The organism is Streptomyces sp. NPDC001980 (genome assembly GCF_040296885.1).
Classification (GTDB): Bacteria; Actinomycetota; Actinomycetes; order Streptomycetales; family Streptomycetaceae; genus Streptomyces.
This window is the reverse complement of record NZ_JBEOYD010000095.1, coordinates 1-10,791: the sequence shown is the minus strand read 5'-3', so window position 1 is coordinate 10,791 and position 10,791 is coordinate 1. Positions and strand designations below refer to the sequence as shown.

Below are 10,791 nucleotides of genomic sequence, written 5' to 3'. Positions count from 1 at the left end.
GGGCCCGGGCCGCCCGGGGCCGGGGGGTGGGCGCGCCCGCGCCGACCGTCCTGGCCGGGGTACCCCTCACCTACCGGCAGTTGCTGGACGCCGGGCTGGGTGCCGTGCCCTCGCTGCGGCTGTGCGTCACGGCCGGTGCGCCCAGCGACCCCGAGCTGCGGGAGGAGGCCGAGGCACGGTTCGGTGCCCCGCTGCTGGACGGCTACGGCAGTACCGAGACCTGCGGCAAGATCGCCGTGGAGTCGCCCGCCGGGCCACGGGTGCGCGGCAGCAGCGGGCTGCCGCTGCCCGGCATGGAGGTACGGATCGCCCCGGTGGAGGGTGCCGGCGGGGACGGCGAGATCTGGGTCCGCGGCCCCGGCGTCATGCTCGGCTATCACAACCGGCCGGAGGAGACCGCCGCCGCCCTGCGCGACGGCTGGTACCGCACGGGTGACCTGGGCCGGCTCGACGAGCACGGGTTTCTGACCGTCACCGGCCGGGCGGGCGACCGTATCGTCCGCGGCGGTGAGAACGTCGACCCGGCCGAGGTGGAGCGGGTGCTGTGCGGGCTGCCCGGGGTGCGGGACGCGGCCGTGGCCGGGCGGGCCCATCCGCTGCTCGGTGAGGTTCCGGTGGCGTTCGTGGTCCCGGACCGCCCGGACCTCGATCCGGTGCCGCTGCTGCGCGCCTGCGCCGCGGTGCTCTCCGCGCACAAGGTGCCCGAGGAGGTGCTGCCGATCCCGGCGGTACCGCGCACCTCCGGCGGCAAACCACGCCGGGCCCTGCTGCGCCGTGCGCTCGCCGACCGCCCGGCCGAGCCGGGACTCGCCGCACTGGCAGGGCGGACGCCCGGTGAGCGGCGGGCCGCGCTGACCGACCTGGTGTGCGCGGAGACGGCGGCGATCCGGGGTGGGGCCGCCGATCCGGGCGCGGCGTTCGCCGATCTCGGTCTGACGTCGATGGACGCCATGACCCTGTGGCACCGGCTCGGCACCCGTACCGGGCTGCGGCTGCCGGCGACGCTGGTGTGGGACCACCCGAGCCCGGCCGCGGTCGCCGCCCACCTGGACGCGCTGCTGCACGGGACGGCGGGGGCCGTCACGGCAGCGGCGGCGCCCCGGCGCGGTCCGGAGGCCGAGCCGGTGGCGATCGTGGCGGCCGGCTGCCGCTTTCCGGGCGGAGTGAGTTCCCCCGAGGACCTCTGGCGTCTGGTGGCCGAAGGCCGGGACGCCACCGGTGAGTTCCCGGCCGACCGGGGCTGGGACCTCGCCTCGCTGCACGATCCCGACCCGGACCGGCCCGGGACGACGTACACCCGCCGCGGCGGGTTCCTGGACGGGGTCGCGGACTTCGACCCGCTGTTCTTCGGCATGTCGCCCCGCGAGGCGCTGGCCACCGATCCCCAGCAGCGGCTGCTGCTGGAGGTCGCCTGGGAGACCTTCGAACGAGCCGGGGTGCCGGCGCCGGAGCTGCGCGGCACCGACACCGGCGTGTTCGTCGGCCTGATGCACGCCGGCGGATACGGCCGCGGAGGGGCGCCCGACGAGCTGGAGGCCCAGCTCGGCATCGGCTCGTCGCCGAGCGTGGCGTCCGGGCGGATCGCCTACACCCTGGGGCTGCGCGGCCCGGCGCTCACCCTGGACACGGCGTGTTCGTCCTCGCTGGTGGCGCTGGACCTGGCGGCCCGGTCGCTGCGGGCCGGGGAGTGTTCGCTGGCGCTGGCGGGCGGGGTGACGGTGCTGTCGAATCCGCGGCCGTTCGTCGTGTTCAGCCGGCTGCGCGGGTTGTCGCCGGACGGGCGCTGCCGGTCGTTCGCGGCGGGCGCGGACGGCACCGCCTGGGCCGAGGGCGTCGGTCTGGTGCTGCTGGAGCGGCTGTCGGACGCCCGCCGCAACGGCCATCCGGTGCTGGCGGTGCTGCGCGGTTCCGCCGTCAACTCGGACGGCGCGTCGAACGGCCTCACCGCCCCCAACGGTGAGGCGCAGCGGGACCTGATCCGGCGGGCGCTGGCCGACGCGGGGCTGGACGGGTCCGGCGTCGACGCGGTCGAGGGGCACGGCACGGGCACCGCGCTCGGCGACCCGATCGAGGCGGGCGCCCTGCTCGCCACCTACGGGCAGCACCGTGACCCGGCCGACCCGGTGTGGCTGGGCTCGGTGAAGTCGAACCTGGGGCACACCCAGGCCGCGTCGGGGGTGGCGGGCCTGATCAAGATGATCGAGGCGATGCGCCACGCCGAGCTGCCCGCCTCGCTGTACGCGAAGCAGCCGTCGCCGCACGTCGACTGGTCCGGCGGTGCGGTACGGCTGCTCGACCGGGCCCGCCCGTGGCCGCGCCTCGACCGTCCGCGCCGGGCCGCGATCTCGTCGTTCGGTATCGGCGGCACCAACGCCCACGTGATCATCGAGGAGCCGGTGGCGGTCGACACGGCGGGAGGGACGGCGACGGTCGGCACGGACCGGGCCGCGCCGCAGGCCCGTCGACTGCCGCTGATGCCCTGGCTGGTAGGCGGGGGTGACGAGGCCGGGCTGCGCGCGCATGCCGCGAGGCTGGCGGCCGAACTGGCCGACGTACGGCAGGACGCGGACGCCCTGGACGTCGCGTTCTCGCTGGCCACGACCCGGGCGCCGCTGACGCACCGGGCGGCCGTCCTGGCCCCGGACGCCGCAGGCCTGCTCACCGGGGTGCGCGACCTGGCCGCCGGGATGGACGGTCCGGCGGTGCTGCGGGGCACCGCGCGCCCACACCCCAAGGTGGCCCTCCTCTTCCCCGGCCAGGGAGCCCAGCGCCCGGGGATGGGCCGCGACCTGCGGGCGGCCTTCCCCGCCTTCGACGCGGAGTTCACCGGTCTGTGCGAGGAGTTCACCCCGTGGCTGGACCGCCCCCTGCTGGAGGCGATCGACGACCCGGGCCTGCTGGACCGCACCGACTACGCACAACCCGCGCTGTTCGCCTACGCGGTGACCCTGCACACCCTCCTCGCCGGCTTCGGCGTACGGCCAAACCGTCTGGTCGGGCACTCGGTCGGCGAACTGGCCGCCGCGCACGTCGCCGGGGTGTTCTCCCGTGCCGACGCGGTACGGCTGGTCGCCGCGCGCGGCCGGCTGATGGCGGCCCTGCCCGCCGGCGGCGCGATGATCGCGGTGCGGGCGCCGCTGGCCGAGGTGACGCCGCTGCTGGACGGGGTTCCCGGGCGGGCCGTCGCGATCGCGGCGGTCAACGGGCCGGAGTCGGTCGTGCTCTCCGGGCCCGAGGACGCGGTGACGGCGCTGGCCGCCGCCGTCGGACGGCCGCAGCGCCGGCTGCGGGTGAGCCATGCTTTTCACTCGCCGCTCCTTGACCCGGTGCTGGCCGAGTACCGTGCGGTCGCCGAGTCGGTGGCCTACCGGCTCCCGTCCGTGCCGGTCGTGTCCACGCTCACCGGACGCGCGGAGACGGACGCGCTCGCCACCGCCGAGCACTGGGTGCGGCAGGCGCGCGAGACGGTCCGGTTCGCCGACGCGGTGGGCGTACTCGCCGGAGACGGCGTCACGGCCTTCGTCGAGGCCGGGCCGTCCGCCGCGCTCGGCGTGGCGGCCGAGGAGTGCGTCGGGCCGGACGCGGGCGCGGTGTTCGCGTCGTGCGCCGACGCCCGGACGACGGTCGAGGCACTGGCCGCGCTGCATGTGCACGGGGCGGAGGTGGACTGGCGGTCGGTGTACGCGGACTCCGGTGCCCGGCGGCGCCCGCTGCCCACCCACCCCTTCCGGCGGCAGCGCTACTGGCTGGACGCCGTCCGGCGGCCGACCGGGTCCGGCCATCCGCTGCTGGGCGAGCCGGTGCCCGACGCCGACGGGCCCGCGATCCGGCACACCGCCGTACTGTCCCTCGACCGCCATCCGTGGCTGGCCGACCACGTGATCGGCGGCCGGGTGGTGGTGCCCGCGACCCTCTTCGCCGAGCTGGCGGCCCGGGCCGACGGCTCCGCCGGGCCGGTCCTGCTGGCCGAACTGGCCCTGCACGCACCGCTCGTCCTCGCTCCGGGGCAGGGGGCGCAGGTGCAGGTGGTGGCCGGGGCGCCGGACGGGACGGGCGGGCGGCCGGTCACCGTCTGGGGCCGGCCGGCCGACACGCCGGGGCCGTGGACCCGGCACGCCACCGCGACGACCGCCCCGGCCGAGGCACCGCCCGGGGACACGCCCGGTGCCTGGCCACCGGTGGGCGCGGAGCGGATCGCCGTCCACTACGAGCGCCTCGCAGGCCACGGCCATCATTACGGGCCCGCCTTCCGCGCCGTGACCGCGCTGTGGCACGGGGACGGCGAGACCTTCGCCGAGCTGGCGCTGCCGCCCGGGGAAGCGGCGACCGCACGGTCGTACACCCTGCACCCGGCCCTGTTCGACGCGGCGCTGCACGCCGCGCTGCTGGCCGAGGAGCCGGGTGAGCCGAGGGCGCCGGTCACCTGTTCCGGGGTGACGGTGTACGCGACCGGTGCCGCCGCGGCGCGCGCGGTCGTACGGCGGCTGGGCCCGGACGAGTTCCGCGTCACCCTCACCGACAGGGCCGGACTGCCGCTGGCCGCCGTGGAGTCCGTCGTCACCCGGGCGATCCCGGCGACCGAGCGGCCGCCGGCCGAGACCTACCGTCTCGCCTGGCGGCCGGTGCCCCCGGCCGGCGCCGCGAGCCCGGAGCACGAGTTGCTCGACGTGGCACAACTGGCCGCCGACCTGCCCCCGGACACGCCGCTGCCCGACCGGGTGCGCGGGCTGCTCGGCGCCGTGCTGGAGCGGGTGCGCGCGTGGACCGCCGGCGCACGGCCGGGCCGGCTGCTGGTGCTCACCGAGAACGCCACCGGAGACGCCCCCGACCTGGCCGAGGCCGCCGTCGCCGGGCTCGTCCGCAGCGCCGGGTCGGAACATCCCGGCCGGATCGTACTGGTCGACCGGCAGGGCGCCGCGGCCACGCCCGCGGCCGTCGCGGCGGCGCTGCGCACCGGCGAGCCGGAAGTCGCCCTGCGCGACGGTGTCGCCGTGGCGCCCCGGCTGGCCCCCGCCGATCCGCCGGCCGCGGAGCCCGTCGAGCTGGATCCCGAAGGGACCGTGCTCGTCACGGGCGGCACGGGCGCGCTCGCGGCGAGTCTGGCCCGCTACCTGGTCACCGAACGCGGGGTCCGGCACCTGCTGCTGGCCGGCCGCGACGGGAAGACCCCGGACTGGGCGGGCGAACTGCCCGCCGACGTGGGCGTGGTGGCGTGCGACGTGAGCGACCGAACGTCCGTGGACGCGCTGGTCGCGTCCTGCCGGCCGCCGCTCACCGCGGTCTTCCACCTGGCCGGGGTGGTGGACGACGGCGTGACGGACGCCATGACGCCCGAGCGGCTCGCGGCCGTGCTCGCGCCGAAGGCGGACGGTGCCTGGTATCTGCACGAGGCGACGAAGGACCTCGGCCTGGCCGCCTTCGTGCTCTACTCCTCGGCCGCGGGTGTGCTCGGCAGGCCTGGGCAGTCGAACTACGCCGCCGCGAACGGGTTCCTCGACGCGCTCGCCCGGTACCGGGTGGCCCGCGGCCTGCCCGCGCAGTCGCTGGCCTGGGGGCCGTGGGCTTCGGCGGGCGCGGCGGGCATGGCGGGCCGGGTGGCGCCGGACCGGCTGCGGGAGGGCGGTGTGCTGCCCGTCGGCGAGCGCGAGGGCATCGCCCTCCTCGATGCCGCGCTGCGCCGCCCGGAACCGGTCCTGGTACCGGTACCGCTGGACCTGCGGGCCGCCGCGGGGCCGGGCGCGCCGCCCGTCCTCGCCGACCTGTTGCCGCGCCGCCCGGCCGCGGTCGACGGGGCGCCCCCGGACGGCGCCGCACGGACGCCCGGTGCCTGGCGGGAGCGGCTCGCCGCCGTCGCGCCACCCGAACGTCCCGCCCTGCTGGCCGAGTTGATCCGCGCCGAGATCGCGGCCGTCCTGGGCTTCACGGACCCGTCCGACCTTCCCGTCGAGCGCGCCTTCACCGAGCTCGGCTTCGACTCCCTGTCCGCCGTACAGGTCCGCAACCGGCTCAGCGCGTTCACCCGGGTCCGTCTGGCACCGACCGTCGTACTGGAGTACCCGACGCTGCCCGAGCTTGCGGCACACGTCCATGGGGTGTTGCTCGACGCGGACGCCCTGCCGGGAAGGGGAGCGCCCTGATGACTTCGCAACACGACAAGCACGCGGAGCACGACGAGTACGACCTGATCGTCGTCGGCGGCGGGCCGGCCGGGTCGACCGCCGCGACGGCCGTGGCCCGGCGCGGGCACCGGGTGCTGCTGCTGGAGCGGGAGACCTTCCCCCGCTACCAGATCGGCGAGTCGCTGCTGCCCGCCACCGTCCACGGCCTGTGCCGCCTCCTCGGCGTCGCCGACGAGGTCGCGGCGGCCGGGTTCACGCTCAAGCGTGGCGGGACCCTGCGCTGGGGCCGGGACCCGGAGCCCTGGCAGTTCTCCTTCGCGACGACGCCGCGGCTGCCGGAGCCCACCGCGACCGCCTTCCAGGTGGAGCGCTCCCGGTTCGACGAGATCCTGCTGCGCAACGCCGAACGCGCCGGCGCCGAAGTACGGGAGGGCAGTCCGGTACGCCGGGTGCTCACCGGGGGCGGGCGGGTCCGTGGTGTCGAGTACACCGACCGGGACGGCACCCCGCGCACCGCGCACGCCCGGTTCGTCATCGACGCGTCGGGCAACACCAGCCGGATCCATAGCCGGGTGGGCGGGGCCCGCGTGTACTCGGACTTCTTCCGCAACCTCGCCGTGTTCGGCTACTACGCGGGCGGCCGCCGGCTGCCGGCGCCGAACGACGGCAACATCTTCTGCGCCGCGTTCGACGCCGGCTGGCTCTGGTACATCCCTCTGCGCGATGACCTGACCAGTGTCGGTGCCGTGATCGCGCCGGAGCACTACGCGGCCGTCCAGCACGACCCGCGGGCCGCGTGGCAGGACATGATCAGGGCCTGCCCCGAGGTCGGCCGGCTGCTGACGGGCGTACCGGTCGCGACGGAACCGCCGTACGACCGGGTCCGGGTGCGCAAGGACTACTCGTACTGGAAGACGTCCCTGTGGATCCCGGGCATGGCGCTGGTCGGCGACGCCGCCTGCTTCGTGGACCCGGTGCTCTCCTCGGGCGTCCATCTGGCCACCTACGGCGCCCTGCTGGCGGCCCGCACGGTGAACGCGGCCCTGGAGGGCACCGTGCCGGAGGAGCGCGGCTTCGCCGAGTTCGAGGCGCGCTACCGCCGGGAGTACGGGGTGTTCTACGACTTCCTCGTCGCGTTCTACGACATGGAGCGGGACGAGGACTCGTACTTCTGGTCGGCGAAGAAGATCACCCGGGTGGACGTCGACGAGGCCGCGGCCTTCGCCGAGCTGGCCGGGGGCGTGGCGTCGGGTGACGCCGGGATGTCCGGTGCCGGCGGGCTCGGTGTCCGGTGGAGCGCCGCGGCGGCCGAACTGGAGGGCGCGGTGGACCGGTTGGGCGCCGCCGGCGACCGTACGAACCCGCTCCTGACCACCCGAGTGGTCAACGAGACCTTCCGCGCCGGCAACGACCTCCAGGAACAGGCCCTGTACGGCGCCCCGCTGGACGACCCGGCCCCGCCGCCGTCCGGCCCCGCCCGGCTCGGGGTCACCGAGGACGGTCTGTCCTGGCTCCCGGCGTGATGCCCCCGGCCTGGACGACCTGGACGACCGCTGTCGGGCAGGCGGCCGCTCACCGGGCGAAGGGCTGCACCTCCGGGGCATGGGCCGACGGGCCTTCCGCCCTCCCGCCGCGCAGCCGGCGGTCGAAGAAGGAGGCGAGGCAGGCCCGTTCGACGGGGATCGCGCGGGCCGGGGCGATGGTGCCGATGTTCTTCACGACCGTCTTCCGGGGCAGCCCGAGCCGGCGGGCGATCTGCGGGATCATCGCCTCCTCGTCGGTGAACGTGGCGTGTTCGGCGCCGCGCAGGGTCAGGCCCTCGCGCGGGCCGCGGCTGTGCCGCCACAGGGAGTTCCAGGACGGGACCGTGCTCAGGTCGTTGCCGTCCTTGCCGAACAGCAGGAAGGGGCGGTCGAGGCCCTCGGCGGCGACGGTGGAGAGGTGGCCGGAGTCGCCGTCGTCCTGGACGTAGGCGACCACTCCGTCCAGGTTGGCGCCGGCCGCGATGCGCCGGTCGTCGTGCATCGTCTGGAGGGCGGTGAAGCCGCCGGCCGAGTGGCCGAACATGCCGATGCGGTCCAGGTCGAGGGCGCCGCGCAGTGCGCGGGGCAGGGCACGCGGCAACTCGTCGAGCAGGAAGCGGGTGTCGGCCACCCGTACGTCGATCGTCTTCTTCAGGAGCGCCCTGATGCGCTTCTTGTCCGGGTAGGCCTTGTCGTACTCCGCGGGCAGCACGGTGCGTTCGACGCGGCCGCCGGGGAACTGGACGGCGGTGGCGTCGTAGGTGTGATCGAGCATCACCACGACGTGGCCACGGGAGGCGAGGTCGTCGCAGAGGGTGGTGCCGAGGGAGCGCGGGTCACCGGTACCGGGCGAGTAGCAGACGACCGGGTACGGGCCGCGGTCCCGGTCGATCGGGGCGTCTTCGTGCGCGTGGGTGCGGGTGGCGGCCCAGTCGACCTGGTCGGCGGGCACGCCGTCGAGGTTGTTGACGGCCGTGAAGCCGGCGGCCTCCCCGGGCAGCATCTGCGGTGCCCTCGGGTGGCCACCGGCGTCCCGCGCCGGGTACCGGATGCTGATCATCAGCTCCCGGTACGGCTGTGCGGTGATCCAGGGATCGGCACGTGCCGTGTCGACGAGGCGCAGGGCGACCGTCCCCACCGGATACGGGCCGCCGGGCTCGGGCAGGGTCAGCCGCACCGGTCCTGCCGCGCGCGGCGCGGCCGACACGGTGCGCGCGGAGACGGCGGACAGGGCGGTGGCGGCGACGGCCGACTGCAGGGCGGTACGGCGGGTGAGCAAGACAGGCCTCCTCGGCTGCGCGGACTGCGCCGACCACGCCGACCGCGCGTGTTCTGCGACTGCTCCCAGCTTTGTGGACGGGCCGGGCCGTCACCATCCGGCAAGCCTCTCGTCACCCCGGGGGGTTAGCCCTACGCCCGGCCCTGCCACCGGTAGGTGGCGTAGGAGCCCGCCGGTACGGTCGTGACGAAGCTCTGGCCGCCGACGGTGACCCGGACCTTGCTGTCGGTGCTGTTGCCGTTGCCGAGGACGGTGACGTAGCCGCCGTCACGGGTGCGGTAGACCACGTTGCTGACGCCGTGTTCGGTGGCGCTGGACTCCAGGCGGACGTCACCGGGCGAGAGGTACTTCGCGAACTGCCCGAGCCCGTACAGCTCGTCGCGGACCGAGAACTTCTTCGTCTCCGTGTCGACGGTCACCAGCCGGTCCTTCCACTTGGTGGTGGCCGCGACCTGGTCCCAGTCGATGTTGTTGTCCCGGGCCGGTGTCCAGTGCAGGGTGCCGCCGTCCTGGTCGGTGGTCTGGGCCCACAGGATGTAGGAGCCGGCGTCCAGGCGGAAGTCGTCGAGGACGGTCGAGGGCGAGAGGTCGCTGGTCTCCGTGAGCTGGACGGGCTTGCCGAACTCCTCGAACGCGTCGCGCATGACGGTCGGGTCACCCCAGTAGGGGTGGAAGGCGATGGCGTCGGCCGCCTTGCGGACCTGGGCGCCGGTCACGGAGCCGTCGGGGGCGTCCTGGAAGATGCGGTAGTAGTTCTTGGTCGCCGTGCTGTTGGGGTCGCGCCAGTCCCAGAAGTTGAAGTCGTGCACGTAGAGCTGGGTGTTCAGGTGGGCGGCACGCATCTCGCGCTTGATGGCGAGGGCCAGTTTCTGCTGCTGCGCGATGCTGATGTCCATGGCCGGGTAGACGACGTCCATCCCGGGCTCGTTCAGCAGGGTGAGCGCGTCGACGCGGATGCCGTGCCTGGCGTACGCCTGGACGAACTTGACGTAGTACCGGGCGAACACCTCGATGCAGTCGTCGCGCAACTTGCCGACCTGGTAGTAGTCCGTGCTGCTTCCGGGCTTGAGGGCGACCTCGCCGAGGAAGCGGTTGTTCGTCTTCATCCAGGCCGGAGCGCTCCACGCCGACGCGAAGAACGTGGCGTGCGGGTTGTAGTGCTGGATGAGCTTGATGGTGTCGATGATGTGCAGGTCGATGTCCCGCTGTACGGAGAAGTGCTTGAGGCCGAAGTCGTCGGTGACGCCGGCGGGCAGGTCGTCCTCGGACCAGAACGGCAGGTGCTCGATGAGGTCGGGGCTCCCGATGGTCAGCCGGAACCGGTCGAGTCCGGCGCCGTGCTCGGGGTCGACCAGGAGCCGGATGGCCTTGGCACGTTCGCCGGGGGTGAGCTTCCACAGGTTGGAGACGCTGGTCTCGTCCAGCGAGAAGCCGATGCCCGTGTACTTCTGCCGCAGCGCGCTCGGGTCGGCGACCACCGTGGCGTCGACGGAGCCGCCCGGGTCCGCGCCCGTTCTGACGATCGGCAGGGGCTGCCAGGCCTGCGTGCCGCCGGTGGAGTAGGTGCCGGTGACGACCTGGCCGTGCCCGGCGCTCCCGTCGGCGGCCCGGTCCGACTGCGCGGACGGGCTTGCGCCGATGAGCGGCAGGGTCATGGCAGTGACGGCCGCGATGGCGGTGATCGTACGTCTCACAGCAACTCCTGGACTCTGCGGGGTGTCGGGGGTGGTGCCGTGCCGAACCGAGATCCAAGCAATATCCGTGATGTTAAGTCAAGGTGTGAAGAAAGGGTTTCGCGAGCCCGACCCCACCATGGCGAGGTGCTTCGTGTCCCCGTCCGGGACAGACATTCTTCCGGGAGTCTCCCAAG

At 74.8% G+C, this 10,791-nt stretch carries 4 protein-coding genes; 2 read left to right on the top strand and 2 right to left on the bottom strand.

Annotation, left to right across the window (positions count from 1 at the left end; translation table 11 throughout):
• The first annotated feature begins 26 nt into the window (after nt 1–26).
• Together ABT137_RS50710 and ABT137_RS50705 are read left to right on the top strand one after the other, a co-directional pair.
• Complete coding sequence (locus tag ABT137_RS50710) at nt 27–6,137, top strand: SDR family NAD(P)-dependent oxidoreductase (protein WP_351720801.1); 6,111 nt, start codon at nt 27–29, stop codon at nt 6,135–6,137.
• Nucleotides 6,137–7,642 (top strand): tryptophan 7-halogenase, encoded by a 1,506-nt coding sequence (locus ABT137_RS50705; RefSeq protein WP_351720799.1) that lies wholly within the window; start codon nt 6,137–6,139, stop codon nt 7,640–7,642. The genes ABT137_RS50710 and ABT137_RS50705 overlap by 1 nt, the downstream gene beginning before the upstream one ends.
• Nucleotides 7,643–7,691: 49 nt before the next feature.
• Here ABT137_RS50705 and ABT137_RS50700 read toward each other — a convergent pair whose 3' ends face one another.
• Both ABT137_RS50700 and ABT137_RS50695 read right to left on the bottom strand, forming a co-directional pair.
• Nucleotides 7,692–8,921: an alpha/beta hydrolase family protein gene (locus ABT137_RS50700; RefSeq protein WP_351720796.1), complete on the bottom strand. Its 1,230-nt coding sequence runs from the start codon at nt 8,919–8,921 to the stop codon at nt 7,692–7,694.
• A gap of 131 nt (nt 8,922–9,052) precedes the next feature.
• Nucleotides 9,053–10,615, bottom strand: a complete 1,563-nt coding sequence (locus ABT137_RS50695) for a glycoside hydrolase family 30 protein (RefSeq protein WP_351720794.1) — start codon at nt 10,613–10,615, stop codon at nt 9,053–9,055.
• Between the last annotated feature and the right edge of the window lie 176 nt (nt 10,616–10,791).